The sequence below is a fragment of the Flavobacterium sp. 316 genome (assembly GCF_000967805.1).
In the GTDB taxonomy this organism is placed as follows: Bacteria; Bacteroidota; Bacteroidia; order Flavobacteriales; family Flavobacteriaceae; genus Flavobacterium; species Flavobacterium sediminilitoris.
The window spans coordinates 491,841-517,281 of the sequence record NZ_JYGZ01000004.1 but is presented as its reverse complement, the minus strand read 5'-3'; the positions used below and the strand labels follow the sequence as shown (position 1 = coordinate 517,281).

General features: G+C 28.2%; 24 protein-coding genes. 11 read left to right on the top strand and 13 right to left on the bottom strand.

What is annotated here, in order from left to right; genetic code table 11:
- Nucleotide 1: 1 nt before the first annotated feature.
- From SY27_RS11040 to hemA, 4 genes are read right to left on the bottom strand one after another with little or no spacing between them, the layout of a single operon-like run.
- Nucleotides 2-718, bottom strand: a complete 717-nt coding sequence (locus SY27_RS11040; protein WP_045970166.1) for a TrkA family potassium uptake protein — start codon at nucleotides 716-718, stop codon at nucleotides 2-4.
- Nucleotides 719-729: 11 nt separating this feature from the next.
- Nucleotides 730-2,472 carry a TrkH family potassium uptake protein gene (locus SY27_RS11035; RefSeq protein WP_045970164.1) on the bottom strand — a complete coding sequence of 581 codons (1,743 nt, stop codon included), beginning with the start codon at nucleotides 2,470-2,472 and terminating at the stop codon, nucleotides 730-732.
- A 12-nt stretch (nucleotides 2,473-2,484) separates the two neighbouring features.
- A complete protein-coding gene (hemC, locus tag SY27_RS11030) occupies nucleotides 2,485-3,405 on the bottom strand; it encodes a hydroxymethylbilane synthase (protein WP_082084345.1) in 921 nt (306 codons plus the stop codon).
- A gap of 10 nt (nucleotides 3,406-3,415) precedes the next feature.
- On the bottom strand, nucleotides 3,416-4,663 hold the full coding sequence (gene hemA, locus SY27_RS11025) for a glutamyl-tRNA reductase (RefSeq protein ID WP_045970160.1): 1,248 nt from the start codon (nucleotides 4,661-4,663) through the stop codon (nucleotides 3,416-3,418).
- Between the two features lie 228 nt (nucleotides 4,664-4,891).
- Here hemA and SY27_RS11020 point away from each other — a divergent pair, with 228 nt between their 5' ends.
- The 7 genes from SY27_RS11020 (at nucleotide 4,892) to SY27_RS10990 (ending at nucleotide 12,673) form a co-directional block, all read left to right on the top strand.
- Nucleotides 4,892-5,764 (top strand): helix-turn-helix transcriptional regulator, encoded by an 873-nt coding sequence (locus SY27_RS11020; protein ID WP_045970275.1) that lies wholly within the window; start codon nucleotides 4,892-4,894, stop codon nucleotides 5,762-5,764.
- A gap of 136 nt (nucleotides 5,765-5,900) precedes the next feature.
- The gene (gene hemH, locus SY27_RS11015; RefSeq protein ID WP_045970158.1) at nucleotides 5,901-6,935 is read left to right on the top strand and encodes a ferrochelatase; all 1,035 of its coding nucleotides are present in this window, start codon (nucleotides 5,901-5,903) and stop codon (nucleotides 6,933-6,935) included.
- Entirely contained in the window at nucleotides 6,935-8,287 is a 1,353-nt protein-coding gene (locus SY27_RS11010; RefSeq protein WP_045970156.1) for an MATE family efflux transporter, read from the top strand. Before hemH ends, SY27_RS11010 begins: the two co-directional genes overlap by 1 nt.
- Nucleotides 8,277-8,819, top strand: coding sequence for a CopD family protein (locus SY27_RS11005; RefSeq protein ID WP_045970154.1), 543 nt, complete (start codon nucleotides 8,277-8,279; stop codon nucleotides 8,817-8,819). Before SY27_RS11010 ends, SY27_RS11005 begins: the two co-directional genes overlap by 11 nt.
- Before the next feature lie 64 nt (nucleotides 8,820-8,883).
- Nucleotides 8,884-10,296: a PAS domain-containing sensor histidine kinase gene (locus SY27_RS11000; RefSeq protein ID WP_045970152.1), complete on the top strand. Its 1,413-nt coding sequence runs from the start codon at nucleotides 8,884-8,886 to the stop codon at nucleotides 10,294-10,296.
- 8 nt (nucleotides 10,297-10,304) lie between these two features.
- Complete coding sequence (locus SY27_RS10995; RefSeq protein WP_152640750.1) at nucleotides 10,305-11,081, top strand: enoyl-CoA hydratase/isomerase family protein; 777 nt, start codon at nucleotides 10,305-10,307, stop codon at nucleotides 11,079-11,081.
- Between the two features lie 8 nt (nucleotides 11,082-11,089).
- A complete protein-coding gene (locus tag SY27_RS10990) occupies nucleotides 11,090-12,673 on the top strand; it encodes a hypothetical protein (RefSeq protein WP_045970147.1) in 1,584 nt (527 codons plus the stop codon).
- An 80-nt stretch (nucleotides 12,674-12,753) separates the two neighbouring features.
- On the opposite strand, the gene SY27_RS10985 is transcribed toward SY27_RS10990, so the two are convergent.
- Nucleotides 12,754-14,487, bottom strand: a complete 1,734-nt coding sequence (locus SY27_RS10985; protein WP_045970144.1) for an alkaline phosphatase — start codon at nucleotides 14,485-14,487, stop codon at nucleotides 12,754-12,756.
- A gap of 144 nt (nucleotides 14,488-14,631) precedes the next feature.
- On the opposite strand from SY27_RS10985, the gene SY27_RS10980 reads away from it, so the two are divergent.
- Together SY27_RS10980 and SY27_RS10975 are read left to right on the top strand one after the other, a co-directional pair.
- On the top strand, nucleotides 14,632-15,474 hold the full coding sequence (locus SY27_RS10980) for a hypothetical protein (RefSeq protein WP_045970142.1): 843 nt from the start codon (nucleotides 14,632-14,634) through the stop codon (nucleotides 15,472-15,474).
- Nucleotides 15,458-15,727 carry a hypothetical protein gene (locus SY27_RS10975; RefSeq protein WP_045970140.1) on the top strand — a complete coding sequence of 90 codons (270 nt, stop codon included), beginning with the start codon at nucleotides 15,458-15,460 and terminating at the stop codon, nucleotides 15,725-15,727. Before SY27_RS10980 ends, SY27_RS10975 begins: the two co-directional genes overlap by 17 nt.
- Here the strand turns inward: SY27_RS10975 and SY27_RS10970 are convergent, their stop codons facing one another.
- The 8 genes from SY27_RS10970 to SY27_RS10935 form a co-directional block, all read right to left on the bottom strand.
- Complete coding sequence (locus tag SY27_RS10970) at nucleotides 15,728-16,372, bottom strand: HD domain-containing protein (RefSeq protein WP_045970138.1); 645 nt, start codon at nucleotides 16,370-16,372, stop codon at nucleotides 15,728-15,730.
- 78 nt (nucleotides 16,373-16,450) lie between these two features.
- Entirely contained in the window at nucleotides 16,451-17,440 is a 990-nt protein-coding gene (locus SY27_RS10965) for an acyl-ACP desaturase (RefSeq protein ID WP_045970136.1), read from the bottom strand.
- A 1-nt stretch (nucleotide 17,441) separates the two neighbouring features.
- Nucleotides 17,442-18,179, bottom strand: a complete 738-nt coding sequence (locus tag SY27_RS10960; RefSeq protein ID WP_045970134.1) for a 1-acyl-sn-glycerol-3-phosphate acyltransferase — start codon at nucleotides 18,177-18,179, stop codon at nucleotides 17,442-17,444.
- An 89-nt stretch (nucleotides 18,180-18,268) separates the two neighbouring features.
- Nucleotides 18,269-18,679 carry a BrxA/BrxB family bacilliredoxin gene (locus SY27_RS10955; protein ID WP_045970132.1) on the bottom strand — a complete coding sequence of 137 codons (411 nt, stop codon included), beginning with the start codon at nucleotides 18,677-18,679 and terminating at the stop codon, nucleotides 18,269-18,271.
- A gap of 132 nt (nucleotides 18,680-18,811) precedes the next feature.
- Nucleotides 18,812-19,948: a lycopene cyclase family protein gene (locus SY27_RS10950; RefSeq protein ID WP_045970130.1), complete on the bottom strand. Its 1,137-nt coding sequence runs from the start codon at nucleotides 19,946-19,948 to the stop codon at nucleotides 18,812-18,814.
- A gap of 157 nt (nucleotides 19,949-20,105) precedes the next feature.
- Entirely contained in the window at nucleotides 20,106-20,495 is a 390-nt protein-coding gene (locus SY27_RS10945) for a DoxX family membrane protein (protein WP_045970128.1), read from the bottom strand.
- A 1-nt stretch (nucleotide 20,496) separates the two neighbouring features.
- Nucleotides 20,497-21,909, bottom strand: coding sequence for an HmuY family protein (locus tag SY27_RS10940; RefSeq protein WP_052705288.1), 1,413 nt, complete (start codon nucleotides 21,907-21,909; stop codon nucleotides 20,497-20,499).
- Nucleotides 21,910-21,925: 16 nt separating this feature from the next.
- Nucleotides 21,926-24,046, bottom strand: a complete 2,121-nt coding sequence (locus tag SY27_RS10935) for a TonB-dependent siderophore receptor (protein WP_045970126.1) — start codon at nucleotides 24,044-24,046, stop codon at nucleotides 21,926-21,928.
- Nucleotides 24,047-24,180: 134 nt separating this feature from the next.
- Here SY27_RS10935 and SY27_RS10930 point away from each other — a divergent pair, with 134 nt between their 5' ends.
- Together SY27_RS10930 and SY27_RS10925 are read left to right on the top strand one after the other, a co-directional pair.
- Entirely contained in the window at nucleotides 24,181-25,065 is an 885-nt protein-coding gene (locus SY27_RS10930; RefSeq protein ID WP_369793061.1) for a DUF6607 family protein, read from the top strand.
- A 2-nt stretch (nucleotides 25,066-25,067) separates the two neighbouring features.
- The gene (locus SY27_RS10925; protein ID WP_045970124.1) at nucleotides 25,068-25,412 is read left to right on the top strand and encodes a DUF6686 family protein; all 345 of its coding nucleotides are present in this window, start codon (nucleotides 25,068-25,070) and stop codon (nucleotides 25,410-25,412) included.
- The last annotated feature ends 29 nt before the right edge of the window (nucleotides 25,413-25,441 follow it).

The window sequence follows — 25,441 nt, the reverse complement described above, 5'->3', positions numbered from 1 at the left end:
TTTAAATGTTTTTATTTCTTAAATCATACTCTTCTTGACCCATACAGTACATTTCAATATCTTTATTATTACCATAAACAACTAAGATATCATCTTCTTGTACAATAGTTTCAGGAGTAGTACGACCTATAGTTTCTCTAATAATTGTTTTTTTACCTATTAGGTTTCGTTTTTCTTTTTTACGAATAATTGTAATTAATGTTAAACTATACTTATCAATAGAGTCTAGTTCTTCAAGTGTTTTACCAAAAAATTCTTTCTTAGCTTTTACTTCAGAAATGGTATAGTTATTATCTAATTGATAGTTTTCTAAAGTTGATTTAAAGTTAATTTGCTTTGTTAAACGATCAGCAGAATCTTGTTCAGGATGAATAATGCTATGAATTCCCATAGCTTCAAGAACAGTGTCATGAATAGGAGATAGAGCTCTACTGATTATTTTTACATCGCTTAATTTTTTAATGATAGCTGTGGTTATAATAGCAGCACCTTCATTTTCTCCAATAGCCACAACAACTTTGTCTGCATCTTTCAAAGGAACAGCATCGTAAGCTAATTCATTTGTTGAGTCCATACAAATAGCATGTGAAATTTTATCTTTTACAAGATTAATTTTATCCATTTGTTTGTCTATTCCTATTACTTCATTACCAGTTTCGGTAAGACTTAATGATAAAGACATTCCAAAATTTCCAAGCCCAAAAACAATTACTTTCATTTGAAACTTTTTTAGTTAATCAAAATATTTTCTTTCGGATATTCATAAAATTGATGATTCATTTGGCGTAATAAACCAATCATTAAATTGAGCATACCTATTCTTCCTATAAACATTACAGCAATAATTACATATTTGCTAGGTTCTGATAAAGTAGGTGTAAAGTTTAAACTTAACCCAACTGTACTATATGCTGAAAAACACTCAAAAACCACAGTTAGTAATGGTGTGTTTTTTGGTTCTAAAATTAATAATGCCATTATGGCAATTCCAATTATAATTAGAGAAATACATAGAATAGCAAATGCTCTAGAAGTTGATTCACTTGATATTCTTCTGCCAAATACTTGTATTCTATTTTTCCCTTTTGCAACTGAAAAAATATTTAATGTTGCTAATGCAAAAGTACTTGTTTTTACTCCACCACCAGTAGAAGCAGGAGAAGCACCTATCCACATTAAAAAGATAATAAATAATAAAGAAGGAATTTTCATATCTGAATAATCCACAACATTAAAACCTGCTGTTCTTGGTGTTACGGAGTTGAAAGCTGCAGTGGTAATCTTACCAAAAAAAGTTTGATGAGCTTGCAATGTATTGTTGTATTCAGAGATAAATAAAAACACCCATCCACCAAGAAGTAAAATAATCGTGGTATAAATTACAATTTTTGTATTAACTGTGATTATTGGAATTTGTTTGTGAATTAATTTTTTATCAAATAACTCTAAAACATACGTTTTTATATATTGATAGAAATTAAATATAATATTGTGTCCAAGTCCTCCAAAAACAATAAGAACCATGATTATCCATTGGAAAAAATAATGAAAACGGATGCTTTCATCGTATAATCCAGATGAGAATATGGAAAAGCCTGCATTACAGAATGCTGAAATAGAATGAAATACCGAAAAGAAAAATTTATTTTCTATAGAATAATTATTAGCTATAGATGTATAAATGAAAAAAGCACCTACTATTTCAACACCAACAGTAAATATAACTACATTTAATGCGGCTCTAAAGACATCCTTTAGTCCTTCAGTTGCAATAAAATCTTTAGTGTTTAAGCCTTCTTTAAAAGATGAACTTCCTCTAAAGAAAAAAGCAAAAAAGGAAGTAAATGTTAAGATACCAATTCCTCCTAATTGTATTAAAACAAGAATAATAGATTGCCCAATAATTGTAAAATCTTTGCCTGTATCAACAACAGCTAGTCCTGTAACACAAACAGCACTTGTTGCCGTAAATAAAGCATTAGTAAAACTAATCCCATTAGTTGTTGCACTTGGTAGCATCAATAGAAATGCTCCGGATAGTGCAAGAATTAAAAAACTTCCTACAAAGACAATAGCTGGATTAAAATAGATGTCATAAATATGTCTAACAAGAACTAATAATCTTAAAAGAAAATATACAATTAAGCCTCCTTCCAAAAAGGGTTTTATTTTTTGAAGGATATAATGATGACTGAAATCTGTATTAGACAGTGCAATTATACTAGAAACCATCAGTATAACAGATATGATAATCATGTTTACTAATGCTACTTTTTTATTGCTTTTATATTTATAGATAAAAAATTTAAAAGTATTAAAAAACAATAATAAAAAAGTAAGTATTATCAAGCCAATTACATGAGGAGTATTGAAGTTTTCTGTGAAATCATAACCAAAGTCAAAAACAATAAAAAGAAGGACAATGATATCAAAAAAACGATAAATATAATTGAGTAAAGATTCTCTTTCCATTATTAGAGTGATTTATTTCACTTTGAGTGCTGTGCGAAGTTTTTCCATAAGAAAATGCCCTCCATTATTTAAAATTTCTTGTGCACAGTCTTTTCCAAAAGATTTATAATCTTCAAAATTACAACTTTTTTTGATTGTATAATTTTCTTTTCCATCTAAAGAGTGTAAAACACCTTCAAAATGAATTGTTTCATCGTAAACTTTAGCTAAAGCACCAATAGGAGCAGTACAACCACCTTCTAAAGTTTTTAGAAATTGTCTTTCAATGTGAGTACAAATTTCTGTTTCTGTATGATTTAAATGTGAAAGTGCTTCTTGTGAGAAAATGTCACTTTCCATTGCCACAACAAGCATTGCTCCTTGTGCAGGTGCTGGAATCATCCAGTCTAAATTTATATATGTATCTGGTTTTAGATTGATACGTTCTAATCCTGCCGCAGCAAAAATAGCTCCATTCCAAGTATTATCTTTTAATTTTTGTAAGCGTGTGTTTACATTTCCTCTTAAATCTTCTACAGTATGTGTAGGGTATTTATGTAGCCATTGCGCTTTTCTACGTAAACTTCCTGAAGCAATTGTTCCTTTTGATTCTAAAAAATCAAGGTTGCCTTTGTGAACTAAAATGTCATATACATTTGCTCTTTCTAGAACAGCAGCTTGTATAATTCCATTAGGTAAAGTAGTTGGAACATCTTTCATAGAATGTACTGCAATATCAACTTGACCTTTTAGCATGGCTACATCTAAAGTCTTTGTAAAAATTCCAGTAATTCCAAGTTCGTAAAGAGGTTTGTCTAGTATTAAATCTCCAGTAGATTTTACTGCAATTATTTCGGTTTCATATCCTAGATCAGTTAGTTTTTTCTGAACAGTATGTGCTTGCCAAAGTGCTAATTCACTATCTCTTGTTCCTATACGTATTGTTTTTTTCAAAAGGAAAATTTTAATTATTTAAACGAAACACTTTCTCAATCCATTCAATACTTTCATCCACCATAGTGCCTTCATCTTTTAAGTGATTAGCAAAATGAGTAGTTATTTTTTGAATAATTCGGTTACTTATTATTTCTGCTTGTTCTTCATTAAAATTATCTAATTTTTTACGCTGATAATTTAATTCAGATTGTTTAATTAAAGCTAATTTCTCTTTTAAAGAATGAATTGTTGGTGCAAATTTTCTAGCTTTTGTCCAACTCATAAACTCTGTAATAATTTCATTAATTATAGCTTCAGCAGCAGGAATATGTAGCTTTCTTTTTTCAATAGTTTCATCAGTAACTTGAGATAAATAATCTAAATGAACTAATGAAACTCCATCAATAGAAGAAACATTTTCATTAACATTTTTAGGAATAGATAGATCTAAAATAAGTAAAGGTTTTTTTAGATTTAAAACACCAGCATCTATTGTAGGATTTTGTGCACCAGTTGCGACAATTAAAACATCTGCTTTTTGAATTTCTAATTGTAAATCGGCATACTCTTTTACAATTAGATTGAATTTACCAGCAATTTTTTCTGCTTTTTCTTTGGTTCTATTTATCAATACTATATGGTCATTCTTAGTATGTTTTACTAAATTTTCACAAGTATTTCGTCCTATTTTTCCAGTTCCAAATAATAAGATATTTTTAGATCCAATTTCTTCTACATTGTTCATAATATATTGAACCGAGGCAAAAGAAACTGATGTTGCTCCTGAACTAATTTCAGTTTCATTTTTAACTCTTTTACTAGCTTGAATTACAGCATTTACTAAACGCTCAATATAAGCATTTGCAAGCCCTAATTTTTTACTAGCAACAAAACTGTTTTTTATTTGTGAGATAATTTCAAAATCACCTAAAATTTGACTATCTAAACCAGTTCCTACTCTAAAGAGATGATTAATAGCTTCTTTGTTTTTATATACATGAGCTACTTTTTGAAAATCTTCAACGGTTCCTTGGCTGTTTTCACAAAGTAATTTTATGAGTTGAAAAGGGTGTTGCGCAAATCCATATATTTCAGTTCTATTACATGTCGATGTTAAGATTAGCGCTTCTATACCTTCGTTTTTTGCTTGAAAAAGTAAGTTTTCCTTACTCTTTTCGTCTAAACTAAATTTCCCCCTCATTTCAGCATCAGCCTTCTTATAACTTAGCCCTATGGCATAAAAAGTAGTGTGCTTCAATCCTGTATTATTATCCATAAATTTTACTTTCCTTAAAGTGAAACAAAATTACTATAGAGGATAGATTAAAAATAACGCTCAAAGTACTTTTTTTGTCGATTGCAGAATTTTTGTAAAAATTATGACTAGTTTCTATAATTTGCTCTATTTTTGCAGTAAAATTGCTTGTTTAGAATTTATTTATTTATAACCAATCTAAATAAATTCAAAAAAATATTCTGTAAACCTTTCTTAAAAAATAACGCTATGAGTTCATTTGAAGAGATAAAAATAGAACAAGACTTTACTTTACTTCGTTTTCAAAATGATACAAAAACGATGGAACGATTTGAAAAACAAGTAAAAACAGGTTTGATTCAATTTCATTTTAATGTAAAAGGGAAAGCAAAATTTATTTTTAATCAGGGTACTTATGCTTTGGATTTAAATGAAGAAAAATCATTATTATTATATAATCCACAAAAAGAATTGCCTTTGCATTTAGAAGTAAGTCCTAAAACTTGGATTATTTCAGTTTTAATTTCTATAAAAAAATTCCATGCATTGTTTTCAAATGAAGCAGAATTAATTCCTTTTTTAAGTCAAGAGAATTTAGATAAAAAATATTATGGAGAAGAAGATATAAGCCCTTCTATGGCAATTGTATTAAATCAGATATTTCATTATAATCAAAATTCGTCTATTAAAAATTTATATTTAAAAGGAAAAGGATATGAATTAATGAGTTTGTATTTTAATCAAAATGAAGATCCAAATGCAGAACATTGTCCGTTTTTGATTGATGAGGAAAACGTTTTAAAAATAAAAAAGGCGAAGGAAGTTATTATTGAAAATATGGCAGAACCACCTAGTTTACAAGAATTGGCAGACAAAGTTGGATTAACTTTAAAGAAATTGAAAGTAGGTTTTAAACAAATTTATGGAGATAGTGTATATAGTTTCTTGTTTGATTATAAAATGGAATATGCAAGAAAAATGCTTGATTCAGGTTCTTACAATGTAAATGAAGTAGGATTAAAAGTAGGCTATAGTACTTCAAGTCATTTTATAGCTGCTTTTAAAAAGAAATTTGGAACAACGCCAAAAAAATATTTAATGAACTTAAATTTGAATGTTTGATAATTATGAAAATGTTTAGTATCAATTTATCGAATATAAGAATAAATAAAAAAGTTGTTTTTCAAATCTATTAAAAATTAAGTTTAATTACTTTTATTGAAAATTTATAAATAAAATTATTAAAGAATAAAATATAATGAAGGGAGTATTATTAGTAAATTTAGGTTCACCGGAAAGTCCAACTCCAAAAGATGTAAAACCCTATTTGGATGAATTTTTAATGGATAAATATGTCATAGATGTTCCGTTTTTATTACGTGCTTTATTAGTAAGAGGTATTATTTTAAGAAAACGACCAGAAAAGTCAGCAGAAGCTTATAAAAAAATATGGTGGGAAGAAGGTTCTCCACTTATTGTTCTTTCAAAAAGGATGAAAGCTAAGGTAGAACAAGATGTGAGCGTTCCAGTATCTTTAGCCATGCGATATGGGAACCCAAGCATTGAGTCTGGGCTACAAGAGTTAAGTGATAAAGGGGTAACAGAAGTTTTATTGTTTCCGTTATATCCACAGCATGCAATGGCTTCAACAGTAACTATTTTGGTATTAGCAGAAGAATTGCGTAAGAAGAAATTTCCTCACATGAACTTCACTATAGTTCCAGCGTTTTATAATCAAAAAGATTATATTAGAGACTTATCAAATTCTATTAAAAAACATTTAGAAGGGTTTGAGTATGATCATTTATTATTTTCTTATCATGGAATTCCTGAACGTCATGTTCGTAAAACAGATGTTACAAAGAGTCATTGTAAAATAGACGGAAGTTGTTGTAATACACCTTCTCCAGCTCATGAGTTTTGCTATCGTCATCAATGTTTTGAAACCACAAAACAAGTTGTTGCGTTTTTAGGAATAGAAGAAGGTAAATATAGTCAAACATTTCAATCTCGTTTAGCAGGTGATAAATGGTTAGAACCTTATACAGATGTAGAGATTAATAAAATGCCAGAAAAAGGTATTAAAAAATTAGCAGTTGTAACTCCAGCCTTTGTATCAGATTGTTTGGAAACATTAGAAGAAATAGCAATGGAAGCAAATCATCAGTTTAAAGAACACGGTGGTGAAGAATTTAAAGCTGTTCCTTGTTTAAATGATGATGATGATTGGTGTAAAACATTAAGCCGTTGGATAGATCAATGGGCTTTTCAAACAGAAGAACAAATAGTATAATGGCAGTTTCTTCAACAGAATTAGGAACATTAGACATAAAAAAATTATTGATAAAACAATCTGTTCCAGCATCTATTGGAATTTTGTTTATGTCAATAAATATTTTAATAGATACAATCTTCGTAGGACAGTGGATAGGAGCATTGGCAATAGCAGCAGTTTCTGTTGTATTGCCAATTACTTTTTTAATTTCTTCTTTAGGAATGGCACTTGGAATAGGAGGGAGTTCAATAATTTCAAGAGCACTAGGAGCAAATAATAAAGAAAAAGCATTACATACATTTGGAAATCAAATTATGTTAACACTTTCGCTTGCCCTAGTATCCGTCATAGTCGGACTGTTTTTTTCAGATGAAGTATTATTGCTTTTTGGGGCTAATGGCGCGATAATGTTGCCAGCAAGAGAGTTTTTTATTCCTGTTTTATATGGAGTTCCTTTTTTAGCGCTTAGTATGATGGGAAATACTGTAATTAGAGCAGAAGGTAAACCTAAATTTGCTATGATTGCTATGATTATTCCTGCTTTCAGTAACATTATTTTAGATGTTATTTTTATTAAATTTTTCAATTTAGGAATGTTTGGAGCAGCATTAGCAACGTCTATTTCATATTTTATGTGTTTTGTTTTTATACTATGGTTTTTTATTTATAAAAGTGAGTTACGATTTCAATTGAAGCATCTTATATTAAATAATAAAATTGTTTCTGAAATAGCATCTTTAGGTTTTGTAACCTTTTCTAGGCAAGGTGTTGTTGCTATTTTATCTATTATATTAAATCATACTCTTTTTGTTCATGGTGGTGAAGATTCTGTAGCTATTTATGGAATTATAAGTAGAATGTTAATGTTTGCATTGTTTCCAATATTAGGAGTTACACAAGGGTTTCTTCCTATTGCTGGATATAACTATGGAGCAAAACAATACTCAAGAGTAAATAAAACTATTACAACATCAATAAAATGGGCTGCATTCTTAGCAACAGTAATTTTTATAGTAATTTTAATTTTTTCAGAACCTATTGTTGCCGTTTTTACAAAAGACGCCAAAATAATCTCTGAAACACCAAATGCACTACGAATTGTATTTGCAGCATCGCCAATTATTGCCATACAACTAATTGGAGCCGCTTATTTTCAAGCAGCAGGAAAAGCAATTCCAGCATTATTATTAACGCTTACTAAACAAGGGTTTTTCTTAATCCCACTAGTACTTGTTTTACCAAATTATTATGGTATTTTTGGAGTATGGATTTCTTTTCCTATTGCTGATATTTTATCTACATTAGTAACTGCTTTTTTTTTAAGAAAGGAAATGAAACAGAAATTAACCTTAGCACAAGATGGAATATAATTATATCAAAGCCCTACATCTTATATTTGTTATAACTTGGTTTGCAGGATTATTTTATATTGTTCGTTTATTTGTATATCATGCAGAAGCAAAGCAAAAACCACAACCAGAACAAGATATTTTAATTAAACAATATCAATTAATGCAATATCGATTATGGTATATTATTACATGGCCGAGTGCTGTTTTGGCTAGTTTTTTTGCTTTTTATTTATTGTACTTAAATCCAGCTTGGTTAACACAATCTTGGATGCATGTAAAACTGGCATTTGTTTTGTTACTTTATATGTATCACGCTAAATGTCATCAAATATTTAATCAATTACAAAAAGGAGAAGTAAAACATACATCAAGTTTTTTTAGGATTTGGAATGAAGGAGCTACTATAATCTTGTTTGCAGTAGTTTTTTTAGTAATCTTGAAAAACGCAATTAATTGGATTTATGGTGTAATAGGTATTATTAGTTTCTCTATTTTAATAATGATTGGTTTTAAGTTTTATAAAAGAATAAGAGAGAAAAATAAAAAATAATATATAAGTGTTTGCTATTTTTAATATAAAACAAATTTCATTACAATTAAGAATATTTTTATCCATGATATTCTTAACACTTATAGCATCTATACTTATAGCATTAGTTTCATATTATCAATTTAAAAAAGAAGCGCGAGAATATCATCAAGATAGATTGGAACGGAAAGAAAATGCAATTGTAGAACACATTAATTATATATTAGAAAACACCACCTATCAGCTTACAACAGAAAATATTCAGTATATATTTAAAGAAAAAATACATGAATTGTCTGACATTCATAGCCTTGAAATCAATTTTTTCGATTTAGATGGTAATTTATTAATTTCATCAAAAGCCGTTTTTAAGTTAGATAGTATTAAACCCAAAATTAATCCATCTACATTAAAAATATTAAGAGGTACAATTGAAAAAAGATATGTTGAATTTACAACAATTGATAGTTTATCGTATAGATCTTCATATAGTTATATAAAAGATAATAAATTTAAGCCACTTGCTATATTAAATCTTCCTTACGAAGAAGATACTACTTTTTATGATAATGAAATTCGAAATTTTTTAATTCGATTTAGTCAGATTTATTTTTTAATGTTTCTAATTGCAATTTTTTTATCTTATTTTTTATCAAGTTATATCACCAAATCATTAAAATTAATTTCGGATAAAATTCAAGAGACAAATTTTAATCAGCAAAATCAAAAGATAGAATTAGAAGAAGGAAGTAAAGAAATAAATTTATTAATTCATTCTTATAATAGTATGGTTGATAAGCTTGAAGATAGTGCTATGAAATTAGCTCAGAGTGAAAGAGAACAAGCTTGGCGAGAAATGGCGAAACAAGTGGCGCATGAAATTAAAAATCCATTGACACCTATGCGACTTACTGTGCAAAGTTATCAAAGAAGGTTTGATATAAATGACCCTAAAGCGAAAGAAAAGTTAGATGATTTTGCTAAAACTTTGATTCAACAAATTGACACAATGAGTTCGGTAGCAGGTGCTTTTTCTAATTTTGCATCAATGCCTGCTCAACAAAACGAAACCTTAAATGTTGTTAAGATTGTACAATTAGCATTAGATATTTTTAACGAAAACTATATTCAATATTCTTATTTAGACAAAGAAATAATTGCTAATCTAGATAGAACACAATTAATTAGAGTTATAACTAATTTGGTTAAAAATGCTATTCAATCTATTCCAGAAGAACAAGAGGAAAAGTCAATTCTAGTTCGTGTTTATAAAGAAGATACTAATGTTAAAATTAAAGTTAAAGATAATGGTAAAGGAATTTCAGACAGCAATAAAGCAAGAATCTTTGAGCCAAAATTTACTACAAAATCTAGCGGAATGGGATTAGGGTTAGCTATTATTAAAAATATTATTGAGAATTATAACGGAACAATTACTTTTGAAAGTGAAGAGGGGAAAGGAACAGAATTCATCGTTTCTTTTCCAATTAAATCATAATAAAATAAATAAAAATGGAGAATATTTTAATTGAAAAACAAGAAAATATTGCAATTATCACAATTAATAGACCAGAAAAGTTAAACGCATTAAATAAAGTAACCATTCAAGAATTACATGAAGGTTTTAAATCGTTAAGCACGGATTCATCTGTAAAAGCAATTATCATAACAGGTAGTGGAGAAAAGGCTTTTGTAGCAGGAGCTGATATATCAGAATTTGCACATTTTTCTGAAGAAGAAGGTGGGAAGCTGGCAGCAAAAGGACAAGAATTATTGTTTGATTTTGTGGAAAATTTAAGTACACCTGTTATAGCGGCTGTAAATGGTTTCGCATTAGGAGGTGGTTTGGAATTGGCTATGGCTTGTCATTTTAGAGTAGCATCAGACAATGCTAAAATGGGATTACCAGAAGTAACACTTGGAGTAATTCCTGGTTATGGCGGAACACAACGTTTAGGCCAATTAGTTGGAAAAGGAAGAGCAATGGAAATGATTATGACTGCTGGAATGATAGATGCTGAAATGGCTAAAAATTATGGTCTTGTAAACCATGTTGTACCGCAAGGAGAATTACTAGATTTAGCGAAAGGAATTGCGTCTAAAATTGCTAGAAATTCAAGTACCGCTATTTCAAAAGCAATTCAAGCTGTGAATGCTAATTTTAAAGATGGTGTAAATGGTTATGCTGTAGAAATTGAGAATTTTGGAGCTTGTTTTGGAACTGAAGATTTTAAAGAAGGAACAACTGCTTTTTTAGAGAAAAGGAAAGCGAATTTTAAGTAAAATAATTTATGAAAAAAATTATATTTTTTTGTGCATTTTTAATAAGTGTTTCCGTTGTATCACAGAGTAAAATTAAAGTTTCAAAAAGTGAAATTTTCAAGGATAAAAACACATTGTCTGAATTAGTATATTCATCAAGTGATAACAAAGGAGGTATTATCCTACTGAGGCAGCTTTTTAGTATGATGGGGAAAAATTCTAAAGGATATGTTTTAGAATATTATGATGAAAATTTAAAGTTAAAAGAAATGAAAGATTTTGAAGATAAAGAACTTGTCTTCAAAGGAATGTATATTAAAGATAACAGTGTAAATCTAATTGAATTTAGAAAGAACAGTAAAAATGAATCACTAGATTATAATCTTTTGACCGCGAATCTTGACAATCTAAATTTTTCTTCAAAAAGTATTTTTTCAATTAATAAAGATGATGTAAATAATCCTTTTTTAGCAGGAATAGGCATCTTTTTTGTTTCTAATTTTTCTAAAATTGATCATGACCCAACAGGAGAAGTTCAAATTTCTAAAAACGAAAAGTACATCGCTTTTAATTTTGATATTAAGGATAAAAAGAGCGAAACACATCGGGTTTTAGTTTATGACACAAATCTTAATAAAGTCTATGAAAAGGAATTCAGTCAAAATATTAAAGACAAGTATTTTAGATACAATTCGTTTACAGTAAGTGATTTAGATGGTTCAGTATATTTTCTTGGTAAAGCGTATAAAAACGATAGTTTTAGAGATAGAAAAGATGGCGTTATAAATTATAATTTTAAACTTTATAAGTTAACTACTGATGATATCAAATCGGAATCATTTGACACAAATGATAGTTATATAAATTCATTAGCGCTTTTATCAAATGACAAAGGACTTTTTTGTATTGGGTCTTATTCGGATAACAATTCTAGTAGAGATAGAGGAATTGCATTCTTTAAAATAGATAGAGATAATTTAAAAGTTCAAAAATCAAGATTAAATCCTTTTACAGAACAATTTATGATTGATAAATATGGCGAGAAAAAAGGAAAGAAAAAATCTGATAAGGATGAAGAAATTTCTAATCTAGTATACAAAGAGTTTTTTATAACAGATGAAAATGAAATATACTTCAATGCTGAAGAACAATATGTAACGACATATACTTACACAACTACTAATGGAAATATGTCAACCAGAACAATATATCATTTTAATGATATTTATTCTTGTAAACTTAATTTTGAAGGTGACTTACAATGGATGCGAACTATAAATAAAGGACAAGGTTCATCGGGACTTATAGATTACTTATCTTTTTCATCAATTGTTAAAGAGGGTAAAATGTATATTTTTTTAAATGGAGATGAAGATGTAAAAAAATTAAAAGATAATAGAATAGCTTTTTCACAAACTAAAATTAAAAAAATGAATTTGTATGTTTTAGAAATAGATCAAACAGGAAATTTTACATATGACATTTTAATTGAAGATAAAGATTCTAAGGTTACCTATAAAACGCAATATGGTATTTTATCAAATGAATCTGGCGTTATTTTATTTGAAGGAAATAAAGCAAGAGATAAGCAAATTGTTAAAATTGAATTATAAAACAAGTTGGTCTAAAAACATTAGAATAATAAAAAAAGACTGTTTGAAATTTCAAACAGTCTTTTTTAGTATAAGATAAATTAAATAGAGTAAGATTCAACCCTTTCAGTATTTTCAGAGAAGTTCTCGTTAAAAACAGTATTTACAAAATTCCATTTAGATTCAACGGTATTTGATGTAAAGGAAACGGAAAGGTAGCCTCTATCTGAAGCATTTAGATAATTAAGGTCATCGATTAGAATTTGCATAGCATTTTCAAAACCAGTAATGCTTGCTTCATTAATACCTAAATATTCTTCCAATCCAGGAGAAGTTACAGATGAAGTAGCAAACTCTTTTCCTTTATCATTAGAGTTGCTATCTGTTAAGTTACTATACCATGCATTATGAGTGTCTCCTGCTAAACAAACTATTTTTTTACCAGCAAAGTTGCTATAGAGAATTTCTCTTTCTACAGGATAACCATCCCAAGCATCTAAATTATAAGGTAAAACAGTATTTATTCTGGCAATCTCAGAATTAGTAAGGGTTGGATCTCCATTTACATAGCGTAATTTTATTGTTACTAATTCTGTAATTTGTTGTTGAAAGAGCTGTAAAGTATTAGTAGAAGCCGAACCAGTTAGTTCTACTTCATATTGAATGGCTGCTAATGTTGATAATAATTCTGCTGGAATCATCATTTTACCCATTAATACTTGTTGCCCTAAAACCTGCCATTGTGCATTGCTTCCTGTAACTTGAGAAATTAACCAATTTCGTTGCGTAGTTCCAAGTAGTGTTCTATTAGGGTTTAACCAATCTGTTTGGAAATTGGCAACATTGAAATTTCCAGAAGTATCATAATAATCAGAATAATTTAATTGTTTATCTCTTCCAATAACTCTAGTATCTAACATTATTAAGTTTACCAAATTTCCAATATTGAAATTTCTATAAATTAAATTAATGTCATTTGTTTTCATAGGTAAAAACTCGCTATACGCTTTTATAGCATCAGCTTTTCTTGTCTCAAAGCTACCTTCATTTGCTTGATGATTTTCTGCTCCATTTTTATAAGTATCATTTGCAATTTCATGATCATCCCAAACACAAATAAAAGGTTTCTTTTGATGTGCTAATTGTAAATTTTTGTCTGAACGATATTGTTTGTAACGAGATCTATAGTCTTGTAAAGTTAGAATTTCATTTGCAGGAATATGTTTACGATCTAAAACACCAGTATATTCATTAGTTCCATATTGGTCTTCAGCATATTCATAAATATAGTCGCCTAGATGTATAATAATATCTGCATCAGAATTTGCCATTGCTTTATATACATTAAATAATCCAGCTGGATAATTAGCACAAGAGCAAACAGCTAATTTAATAGTATTTGTTGAAACAGGTAGTGTGATGGTTTCTCCAACAACAGAAACACTTCTATCTTCTTGATTAAAGAAACGATAATACAATTTTTTATTAGCGTCTAAATTTTGGAGTTCAATAGCTACAGTATAATCTCTAGTGTTATCAGTAATTACTTCTCCATTTCTAAAAACAGTTTCAAAATTACTATCATAAGCTACTTGCCAATATATTTTAACTTCCGGTTTACCAGTATTGTATCTTGTCCAAATTATTACCTGATTATGTGTTGGATCAAAACTAGCAACTCCATGAGAAAAAAGGTCAGATGAATAATCTTCAGGTATACCAAAAATAGTATCATCATCTGTGCAACTTATAAAATTTGGAGCTAAAAGGATTCCTCCAGTTGTTAAAATTGAATTGATTAAAAAGCGTCTTCTTGATAAATCCTTTTGACTCATTATTTCTATATTTAAATTTTAGCAAAAATCAAATATTAGATTTAAGAAGGTATTATTTAGACATTAATTTAATATTAAAAAATTATGTTAATCTTAAATAAATATTTTTTATATTTGAAATAAGCAAAATTTTATTAAATAAAGATGGCTGAAGATAAGCAAGTTAAAAATGTATATGATGAACTTGATTCATTTAATGATAATGATGCTAGTATAGGGATAAAACAAGATCAGACGTTAGATTTAAAAGCTGAATTAAATAAATTTAATCTTTGGTTAATAGATTATAAGGTTATTATAGATGTATTTGATATTGAAAACGTAAAAATAGAACCGTTTTCATCTGAAGATTGGATAATGAGGGTTAATAAATATGAAGGCGGAAAAAAAATCGTTTCATTTAATCCTAATATTATTAAGAAATGTAATTTTGAGTATTTAAAAATAGTTTTATTACACGAATATTTTCATTTAATTGTTCAGAAAGTTCCTAATAAAATAGATGCAGTTAAGATAAAAGATACTTTTGGCGGGGATTTTATGAATTTAATCGACATTGAAGCTGATTTTTATGTAGCTTTGTACTTAAGAAAGTCTAAAAATTATACTCTTGAAAAGTATTGGGAACTTTACTTTAATGGATCAAAAATATTTTCAGATGAGTGGATTAGAACAAAAAAATTTGAAAGATATATTGGGTCTTTATTATCAGTTAATAAAATGTTCTCTGAAGATTTAGAGAATATTTCTTTTGATTTGTTTTTACCTACAATTGCATCAATATACACTGAAGAAAGTATTATGATTCTTGTAGTCAAGCAAAAACATATTAGCTTTGAAGAAGTTGATGCAAATTATGAAGATTTCAAAAAAATAAAGGATATTTATAAAAATAATACTGATTTAGATTTCAAAAATTATTTTAAAGAAATAAAAGCTTTTACTACAAAAGCATTAAAATTAAATCATTATGGAAAGTTTAATTAAATCAAAAAGTTCTATTGTTGAAAAATGGTTAGATGAAAATGGTTTCTATAATATAAAAACTACAGACAATAACTATTTTGTTAAAGCAGATGGTAAAGACTCAAAAATGTTTATAGCAATTGCAGATAATTTTGAATTAGATACAGAAAGAATTAAACAATTTGCTTTAAATAATCTAAGGGAAGCATGGGTTGCAAGAATTAATGATGATGTTGAAAAAAAAGAGAACAACATTGAATGGGAAATGATTTAATTATTTTTTTCCTTCCCATTCTGCATAAAATTGCGACAAGAATTTTTCCATGAAAACATGTCTTTCTTTTGCGATTTTTTTCCCAGTTTCTGTATTCATTTTGTCTTTTAGAAGTAGTAATTTTTCATAGAAATGATTCAAACTTGGAGCATTATTGTTTTTATATTGCTCTTTATTCATGTCTAATTTTGGGGAAATATTAGGGTCATAAATAGTGTTATTTTTAAAACCACCATAGTTGAAAGTCCTAGCAATTCCTATTGCACCAAGGGCATCTAAGCGATCAGCATCTTGAACAATATCAAGTTCTTTGGATGTAAATTTTTTGTCAAAATTTCCACCTTTAAAGGAAATGTTTTCAATAATCGCAATAACATGGTTTATGGTATTTTTGTCTACATTTTGACTTTCTAAAAAAGTAGTTGCTATTTTAGGACCAATAGTTTCGTCTCCATCATGAAATTTACTATCGGCAATGTCATGTAACAGAGCGCCTAGTTTTACAATTTCAAGATTACATTCTTCATCTTTAGCAATTAAAAGAGCATTTTTATAAACACGTTCAATGTGAAACCAATCATGTCCTCCTTCTGCATTTTGAAGTTTCTCTTTTACGAAATGTATTGTAGTATCAATTAATTGCATTTTTTACAGTTATAAAAATCTCTACTAAAGTCTTTATGTTTTAAACTTTAGTAGAGATATGTTTTGTTTTTTTTATAATTATTTAATTAAAGCAGGTTGTACCCATTTAAAAATATGTCCTTCTTCTGGTATTACAAGTCTTTCGGAAATTCGTGCCATACGTGCTGGTAACTTCATTAGGAAATCTCTCGCTTTTTCAGCTTCATCTGTTAGATTCACAATTTTATCAATTTCCCATTTATCAATCAATTTTTGCATAATATCTACATAATCATTTGCAGTGTAGACACCAATTCTTTGTGCAGAATCAGAAAATTGTTCAAAAGCAGTACTAATTTTTTGACCTGATTCTCTTAGGAAATGAGCAGGCATTGTAATTTTATGTTTCATCATGTGTTGAAAAGCAAGCATCATTTCACTTGGATCAACTTCAAAAATTTTACTTACAAATGTACTATATGCTTGATGATGACGCATTTCATCTCCAGCAATTAATCGGCACATTTTTGATAATTTATTGTCTCCGAATTTTTTTGCCATTTGCGCTACTCTGTTATGAGAAATATAGGTTGCTAATTCTTGGAAACTAGTGTATACAAAGTTTTTATAAGGATCTCTACCTGTTCCAATATCAAAACCATCATTGATTAAATGTTGAGTTGTTTGCTCAATTTCCTTCATATTAACTCGTCCAGATAAATACAGGTATTTGTTTAATACATCACCATGACGGTTTTCTTCTCCGGTCCAGTTACGAACCCATTTACTCCAGCCATTTCTTCCTTCATTATCTACTCCTTCAACTTCCATTAACCAAGATTCATAAGTAGGTAAAGCTTCCTCAGTAATTGTATCACCGACTAAAACTACCCAAAAATCATAAGGTAAATCTTTTGCAATTTCTCTTAATTCTGTTACTTCATCAAAGAATTTTTCACTTTCAGAATTTGGTAACAAATCGGTTGGTTGCCAAATTTTTTCAACTGGAATTAAAAACTCTTCAACAAAGGAATCAATTTTTTTTTCCAAAAACTGCATTACTTCTAAGCGTACATTTTTTATTGACATTTTATTTCGTTTTTATATTTTGTGTAATTATATTTTCTGTTTTCTCAAAAATCTCATCAAAGGTATAATCTGAAATTTTTAAAGGCTCATGAACTTCAAATGTTATTTTATTTCCTAATCCAAGTGGGAATTGACCATATTTTGTCATTTTCCAAGAATTATTAATAGTTATAGGTGCAAAATAGGCATCTGGAGCAAATTTGTAAAGCATTTTTAATCCATTGACTGAAAAAGGTTTTGGAACTCCTGTTTTGCTTCTTGTTCCTTCTGGGAAAATAACTACAGAATAATTGTTTTTGTTTATAAATTCTCCACATTTTTTTATTTCTCCTAATGCCTGTTTCCCGTCTTTTCTATCAATAAGAGCAGATCCACCATGCCTTAAATTATAAGAAACACTAGGAATTCCTTTTCCTAATTCTTTTTTACTAATAAATTTTGGTTGCCAATCTCTCATAAACCATATTATAGGAGGAATATCATATAAGCTTTGATGATTTGCAACTATAATTAATGGAACGTTTTTAGGTAGTTTTTCTCTTCCTTTAAAAGAATATGTTGTTCCTAATATTAAAGTATTTCTAACTAAAAAGAAATTTAATATTGCTACGCTTAATCGATGTGCATTATATCCAAATAGATTAAAACAGATCCATTGTATAGGATGAAAAAGACATAACCAAAATAAAAATAAAAAGTAATACAGTATAGAAATAGGGTAAGATAAAATCTTTTGCATAACTTAAATAATGTTTGATACAAAGGTACTATTAAAAACAAAAAACCATTAGATTTACTAATGGTTTTTATATATGCTAGCATAGTATTTTAGCAATATTCGCTATAGGCATCTTTTAAGTTCTCTGCAATTAATTCCGCAGGTCTTCCTTCAATATGATGACGTTCTAACATGTGGACTAATTCTCCATCTTTAAATAAAGCCATACATGGAGATGATGGAGGAAAAGGAAACATATGTTCTCTAGCTTTATCAACGGCTTCTTTATCAACACCTGCAAAAACAGTTATTAAGTTTGAAGGTTTTTTAGAGTTATCTAAGCTCATTTTTGCACCTGGACGAGCATTTCTTGCTGCACAACCACAAACTGAATTTACTACAACAAGAGTTGTTCCATTTGATTTTATTGCTTTGTCAACATCTTCAGCACTATGTAATTCTTGAAAACCAGCATCTGAAAGTTCTGCTCTCATTGGTTTTACCATTTCTTCTGGATACATATTTTTTGTTTTAAATTTTTATTTATGTTGTTTAGATTTATTTTAAATCTTTTACAAAGATAATGAGAATTATAAACTTAAGAATTAAAGAAATCATAAAGATTTTTTATAATATGATAAAGAAGTGGTCAATTATAATAATCGATTAAATAGTGCTTTAATAAATGGAGCTTTTGGGCATTTCATAATCACTTTAAAATCTTCAAAATAAGTTGTCTCTTCATCTAAAAATTTAAAAATCAAAATTGGATTTCCTTTTTTAAATAAGGAAGAAAATAGAGTTGCACCAAGTTCATTTCTTATATATAGAATGTCAATAAATAATAGATCGTAGAACCAAAACTTATTTTTTTTATGAAATGTCCTAAAGTCATTTTCAGCTAAAATGAATTGTACTAACTGTTTAGATTTTTTGGTTACATTTTTAAAGGTAAAACCAGTACTTGCTTTTGTCCAACCACCAGCGGAGCCAATATGGATTATATTTTTAGAATTGTTTTTCCAAAATTCATAGCAGGTCATAGGAATATTTCCTTTTTCTTTTTCAATAATTTCAAATTCAGTAATCCCTATTTTTTTGATATATTCTTTTATTTCATTTTCATATTCTTCTCTATCAAGTAAGTCTTTTGAAAATAAAGTGTACTCAATTAAAGCCTCGTTTTTTGATGTAGGCAACACATACATAAAACGAGTATTTCCCTTTTGATTTACGGAAAAATCCATAAATGTTGCCATATTCTCATTAAAAACAGATTCTTCAGATTTAATGTGCCAACCTATAAAGTGTTGTTGCAATAAAGGGAACTTGGTTTGAGATTTAATAATTTTGGGATTAAAAATAGAGTTAAAAACTTTATCACAAGTAAAATTTTTATTTTCTGTTTTTACGATACATTGATTTCCATCATCTTTAAAATTAATTACTTTTTCATTTAGGAAATGGATGTTATTATGTGTATTAATTTTCTCGAAAATGAAATTGTAGAAATCAATCCCTTTTATCATTTTGTATTTATAAGGAGCAATTTTTAAGGTTTTTTTTGAAGTTGAATCTGAAAAACTAGCAGATTCCCATTCTTTATAAACGATACTTTCAAAGACGGAAGACTTATCCCAAAAACACCATGTTCTATCATTTGATTTTTTTAAGTCTTGATCAATTAATAAGATAGAAGTACTTTTAAAACTTTCAGATAATATCATTTCATAAACTGTCATTAAAGCAGATAATCCTGATCCTGTAAATATATAATGATAATGTTGCATGTTTTCAAAGATATTGAATAAGAAGAAATTAAAAAAAGAAAAGTCACTCTGTCTTAGAGTGACTTTTACAATTCATTGAATATTTGTGATGTTAACTAAGTATTGCCTTGTTGTATAATAAAGGTTTCCAATGTTTATAGCTAACAAATATTAAATATTAATTTGCAATTAATAATGCAGCAACTAATATAAGTTCTCCAATTTCATGAGGTTCTAGAAATAAATGAAAGAGAAAAATATTAAGAGTAATAGGAAGCGTTATGAAAGCTCCAATTTTTGCAAAAACCTGACTAATTAATAGAATTCCAGCTAATAATTCCATAACTCCAAGAAATGGCCAAAAATAACCAGTTTGCTTCATTCCAAAAATATAGTTTTTGATTACTAGAATTTCTTCATTTGGAGCTATTTCTTCACCTTTTTGAACTTGCTCAATTACTTTATACGGACTAGGTTTTTCTCCAGTAAACTTTTTTATTCCTCCATTAATCATAAAGCCACCTATGAATAAATTTAAGACTATTATGAATATTTTTAATAGTTTCATCTTAGTTTAATTTAGAATATTCAAATGTAGTTGTGCCTCTTTCACTTGCATTATTCAACATAGAAGTGAATTTTATTTTATAAATGTTTCCAGCAGTATCTTTTAAAACATAGAAAAGATTTGTTTTTACCGATGGAGCAGGATATGTCGATCTCCAATTTGAACCTATCGCTCTTCTGTCTTTTGCTTCATTTGTGCTAAAATTAGTAGAGTTTACATTGTTTATATTAAAGTCAGTATATGAAAAATCGGTAGTTGAAACACTATAAACAGCAGTTCCTGCTAATGCATTTGTTATAACAACATCACTGAAGAAATAAGATACATTTTCACCATTATATTGTGTGTAATTCATAAAAGGAGTTATGTTTAAGTCCCATTTGTCTTTTTCTGGTTCAGCATTTACTATATTGTTTGTGATTAAACTATAAAAAGTATGATTAAATGCTGCATTTTTTGAAATAATTACTTCATTATGTGTCGTCGCATCAATATTAGCATATTGTAATTTATAATTATTACCACTTCTAAGAATTCTGATTTTTTTCCAACCTCTATCATCTCCTGTTAAAGCTGTTCCTGTTCCACTTGCGGTAGTAGTTGAAACATCTTGACCAAGATTTACTAAATACACTTTATTTTCACTGTCTACAGATGATATTTCAGCAATAGAAGTTCCTGATAAGTTTCCATAAGGGTTGTCAATGTATATTGAACCACTAGGTATATAATTTCCTGTTGTAACATTTGGATCTTCGGCTTGTACTTCATCAATATTAGTAGTAGCCAGTTGTTTTACTGCAAGCTTGTTTATTGCAGGATTTAGAACTACTCTAAATTCATTTCCAGAATGAAAACCTAATTCCCAAGAAGTTCTAGAAATAGCGGTTTCTGTTCCCGAACTTAGATCTATATATACTTGATTGGGTAAATTATTTCCTCCATTTTCAGCTATTGTAGTATTTTCAGTAATGGCAGTTTCATTGAAGTTTAATTGAGTATAATTTGTAGTAGATGGAATTTCAATATTAGAAAGAGAAGTAGATGCAATTGTGAATTTTACATTTTTAGTTTCTCCTTCAATAGCTTCAATTATTTTTGTAAAAGTAAAAGAAGTATTAGTCGCACCCGAATTAAAAGGAACGGTAATAGTTGTTCCTGTAATAGCAGGGTTTGTGCTAAAATCTATTCCATTACTAACATTTGTAGGTGTTACATTTAATGTAATAGCTCCTGCTGATGTTGCGGCACTTGAGAAAGCAATGTTTACCGTTGTTTCAGTTGATGATAAGTTAACTTCTGGATTCATAAACGCTGCTTGAATTGTAGATAGTGTTTCAGCGTCATCGTCTTTGCTACATCCAAGAATTGAAAGAGCAATTATAGATAAAAATAAAAAGACATTTTTTTTCATGGTAATATATATATAGTTAATAATTTAATTTATAAGACAATTTCATAAAATAGGAGCGACCGTAGCCAAGTAAAATATCTGAAGAACTTGTATGAGTTCCTGTGGTTATTCCTTGATTAATTCTTGTTACATTGAGTATGTTTCTAGCACCTATATTTAATTCTAATTGTTTTTTAAAGAATAGTTTCCTTATCGAAGCATCTAAAAAGGAGTAACTTTCTATTTCAGATAGTTTATAAATAGTTTCATTGTTTTCAATAGAACTAACAAATTGTTGTTGCTTTCCATTGAATTTATAGTACAATGAAAATTGGGTATTTATTTTTGGTATTTCATAAGAAAGATTAGAGTTGAATTGTAAATTATATAAGAATTTATCGTCTGAAACAGCTTCTCCATTATCGATGACTTGTGAAATGCCAACATATATTAATCCTGCGGAAGCATTCCATTTTTTATAATTAATTTGATGAGTGGTTGAAATGTTCCACATTTTATAGGAATTAATGTTTATGTATTGATAAACGGGACTTGTGGAGTTAGGTTCAAAACCAACAAAAGCCATATCTATTCTGTTATCTACATTTAGAAAAGAGGTTGAAATTTGATTAGCAAGTTTTAAGTCAGATTTAAAAGAGGTTGTTTTTTTTAAGTTTACATCTAAAGAGGTACTTTGTTCTGGAATTAAATTTTCATTTCCATAGAATTGATGTCCTGAAAATTTTATTTTAGAATAAAGTTCTTCAAACGTAGGAACTCTAAAAGATTTTCCCATTGAAGATCTCAATTCGAAGTCATTATTAAAAAGATAACGTAATCCTAGTGAAGAGGCTGTTTGATTATCAAACTTAGATTGTGCTGAAGCTCTTATTCCTGCGCGAATTAAGAAATTTGAAGCTGCTTTTATTTCTGAAGCTATAAAGAAATCATAGTTTTCAAATCGTTTTCTTATTGGGTTTAGTGTTTGGTTTTCTCCATCGACTAATGCAAATCCGTGATTATTTACAAATTCGTATCCTAATTGTAAGTCAACAATTTCATTTTTAAAGAAATTACTTAATGTTCCAGTAGAATAAAGAACTTCAGCAGATTGATTTTTTGTTGAAATAGTATTCTCTTCGTTGTTGTTTTGAAAATTATAAATAAAATTTTCAGTATTTCTACTTTGTTTTTGATGTGAAACAGAGATATTATATTTTAAAGAATAGAGAGAGCCTACTGCATTAAAGTGGTGATAAAATCGTGTGGTTTTATATCGTTTATCTTTCGCAAATTTATTTTCTCCAAAAGGAGGATTGGCAACAACTAATATGGTAGGATTAAAATAATCGATGTTCTCATTTAAGTAATCAAATTTGTAAAATGCTCTAAAACTATTTTTCTTATAAGAGATCATTCCATTTGTGAAATATTGAAGTTTTGGTAACCAAGTATATCCTCTTTTATTATCAGATTCTGAATAATTTTCACCTTTTCTATTGTCTAGGTAGCCTTTAAAATCATTTCTATTAATGCCTAATGAAGCGAACCAATTATCATTAATTTTATTGGATATTTTAATAGATTGTATATGTTTTCCTTTGTCAAAAGCAGAATATTCATTTCCAACGGTTTCTTCTTGGAGTGTTGTATTTATTTCCCATCGATGTAAGGATGATTTTTTCGTTATAATATTTAAAATACCAGTGACAGCTCCAGCACCATGAGTTACCCCCATTGAGCCTTCTATTATTTCAATTTTTTCAATATCATCCAGATTAATTTGGGTTAAGTCAATATTATTTCCTAAACTATTATCACTTACAATTGGAATATTATCAACTAATATTTTAAAATATGTTGCATCTAAACCAAACATTGAAACTGTAGATCTGCCTGTTCCAGAACTAGGTGTTATTGTAATATTTAAATATTGATTTAAAACATCGGAAAGGTTATTTGCAGCTAATTTCTCCATGTCTTCTTTTGTAATCACACGAACATTGTGAACTGCTTTTTTTAATGATTGCGGTTCAAATTGAGCAGTTACAACAACTTCCTTTAATTCATTTATTGTAGTACTATCTTTTTTTATTTCTTGTGAAAATCCTTTGATAATCAGTAATAAAGAAGTGATTTGGAATATTCTGTTTTTCATTATTTAGAATTGTTCTTGATAATTTTTGTCAAAAGTATACCTTATTTTTATTTATTCCAAATAAATATAATATCTTTGTCGAAAGAAATTAAACTTAAAAAAAAATGGATATAATGAAAATCAAACCAACATGTATGATAGCATCAATTATGCTAGTTAGCTCTGTATTAGTAGGGCAGGAATCTAATAAGAAAGAAGATATTAAAGTAATAAAAGCGATGTGCGGCTGTTATGAAGTAAAATTTAATTTTACTGAAACTTTTCAAACAGAAAAAGATTCAACATATAAACCATCTCCTACAAAAATTGATTATGGATTAGAATGGGTAGAATTAGTTGAAGACAAATCAAATAAGTTAGTATTACAACATTTATTAATAGTTGGAGATGATGCAATTGTAAAACATTGGAGACAAGATTGGCTATATGAAAACACTGATTTTTATCAATTTTTTAAAGATAAAACATGGAAGTTTGAGAAATTAAATCCAAAAGAAGTAAAAGGACAATGGACACAAAAAGTATATCAGGTAGATGATAGTCCAAGATATGAAGGAACTGCATCATGGATACATGCAGATGGAAAACATTATTGGATGAATACAACCGATGCACCTTTACCAAGAAGAGAACATACAATACGTAAAGATTATAATGTTTTAGAAAGAAGAAATATTCATGAAATTACAGATTATGGGTGGTTACATGAGCAAGATAATAGAAAAATTGTTCGTAATGATGATGGAAAAGATGTAGAACTGGCTCAAGAAAAAGGGTTAGATTTGTATGTAAAAGTTGAAGATTCTAAGTGTGTTGCAGCTCAAAAATACTGGAAAGAAAATAAAGTAATGTGGAAAAATGTAAGAGATAAATGGGAAACGATTTTTAATAAAAACAAAGATTTAACACTTGAAAAAAGTGTAGATAAAAAACCTCTTTTTATGCATTTGTTTGATTTAAAAGGTAGTACTCCAAAAGCTGAAACGGATAAGATAATTGATTCATTTATAAAAGAATAGTCATGTGTCGATTAAAAATAATAAAAAGAACGACAAATGGACTTTTATTATTTTGTCCAAATGCAAAGATATTTCAATTATCTTTCAATAACTTGTTATTAAACTTAACAAGTTATGAGCTAGATGTTTTTATTGATTATATAAAAAATGTTGATGAAGATTATTGGGAAAAAGAATATGAAAATTCTATCTATGAGAAAAGAATTCCAATACCTACAACTCAAAAAAATTTAATGATAATGCTTGACGTATTTGAAATTAAAGAATTGAGAATATTAATGGGTGTAAAAAATAAAAATAGATTTTTAACACTTAATGAAATAGATTACAAATTAGTATTGAATTAATTTGGATTACTTGTAGTTGGTTAATTTTA

What these genes read in the sequence shown, in the direction of transcription:
- SY27_RS10960 (WP_045970134.1), bottom strand. Translation starts at nt 18,179, where the DNA reads ATGCAAAAGATTTTATCTTACCCTATTTCTATACTGTATTACTTTTTA.
- SY27_RS10955 (WP_045970132.1), bottom strand. Translation starts at nt 18,679, where the DNA reads ATGTATCCAGAAGAAATGGTAAAACCAATGAGAGCAGAACTTTCAGAT.
- SY27_RS11005 (WP_045970154.1), top strand. Translation starts at nt 8,277, where the DNA reads ATGGAATATAATTATATCAAAGCCCTACATCTTATATTTGTTATAACT.
- SY27_RS10970 (WP_045970138.1), bottom strand. Translation starts at nt 16,372, where the DNA reads ATGCAATTAATTGATACTACAATACATTTCGTAAAAGAGAAACTTCAA.
- SY27_RS11000 (WP_045970152.1), top strand. Translation starts at nt 8,884, where the DNA reads ATGATATTCTTAACACTTATAGCATCTATACTTATAGCATTAGTTTCA.
- SY27_RS10950 (WP_045970130.1), bottom strand. Translation starts at nt 19,948, where the DNA reads ATGCAACATTATCATTATATATTTACAGGATCAGGATTATCTGCTTTA.
- SY27_RS11010 (WP_045970156.1), top strand. Translation starts at nt 6,935, where the DNA reads ATGGCAGTTTCTTCAACAGAATTAGGAACATTAGACATAAAAAAATTA.
- SY27_RS10940 (WP_052705288.1), bottom strand. Translation starts at nt 21,909, where the DNA reads ATGAAAAAAAATGTCTTTTTATTTTTATCTATAATTGCTCTTTCAATT.
- SY27_RS10985 (WP_045970144.1), bottom strand. Translation starts at nt 14,487, where the DNA reads ATGAGTCAAAAGGATTTATCAAGAAGACGCTTTTTAATCAATTCAATT.
- SY27_RS10925 (WP_045970124.1), top strand. Translation starts at nt 25,068, where the DNA reads ATGTGTCGATTAAAAATAATAAAAAGAACGACAAATGGACTTTTATTA.
- SY27_RS10965 (WP_045970136.1), bottom strand. Translation starts at nt 17,440, where the DNA reads ATGTCAATAAAAAATGTACGCTTAGAAGTAATGCAGTTTTTGGAAAAA.
- SY27_RS10975 (WP_045970140.1), top strand. Translation starts at nt 15,458, where the DNA reads ATGGAAAGTTTAATTAAATCAAAAAGTTCTATTGTTGAAAAATGGTTA.
- SY27_RS11040 (WP_045970166.1), bottom strand. Translation starts at nt 718, where the DNA reads ATGAAAGTAATTGTTTTTGGGCTTGGAAATTTTGGAATGTCTTTATCA.
- SY27_RS11020 (WP_045970275.1), top strand. Translation starts at nt 4,892, where the DNA reads ATGAGTTCATTTGAAGAGATAAAAATAGAACAAGACTTTACTTTACTT.
- hemA (WP_045970160.1), bottom strand. Translation starts at nt 4,663, where the DNA reads ATGGATAATAATACAGGATTGAAGCACACTACTTTTTATGCCATAGGG.
- SY27_RS10945 (WP_045970128.1), bottom strand. Translation starts at nt 20,495, where the DNA reads ATGAAACTATTAAAAATATTCATAATAGTCTTAAATTTATTCATAGGT.
- hemH (WP_045970158.1), top strand. Translation starts at nt 5,901, where the DNA reads ATGAAGGGAGTATTATTAGTAAATTTAGGTTCACCGGAAAGTCCAACT.
- SY27_RS10935 (WP_045970126.1), bottom strand. Translation starts at nt 24,046, where the DNA reads ATGAAAAACAGAATATTCCAAATCACTTCTTTATTACTGATTATCAAA.
- SY27_RS10980 (WP_045970142.1), top strand. Translation starts at nt 14,632, where the DNA reads ATGGCTGAAGATAAGCAAGTTAAAAATGTATATGATGAACTTGATTCA.
- SY27_RS10990 (WP_045970147.1), top strand. Translation starts at nt 11,090, where the DNA reads ATGAAAAAAATTATATTTTTTTGTGCATTTTTAATAAGTGTTTCCGTT.
- SY27_RS10930 (WP_369793061.1), top strand. Translation starts at nt 24,181, where the DNA reads ATGATAGCATCAATTATGCTAGTTAGCTCTGTATTAGTAGGGCAGGAA.
- SY27_RS11035 (WP_045970164.1), bottom strand. Translation starts at nt 2,472, where the DNA reads ATGGAAAGAGAATCTTTACTCAATTATATTTATCGTTTTTTTGATATC.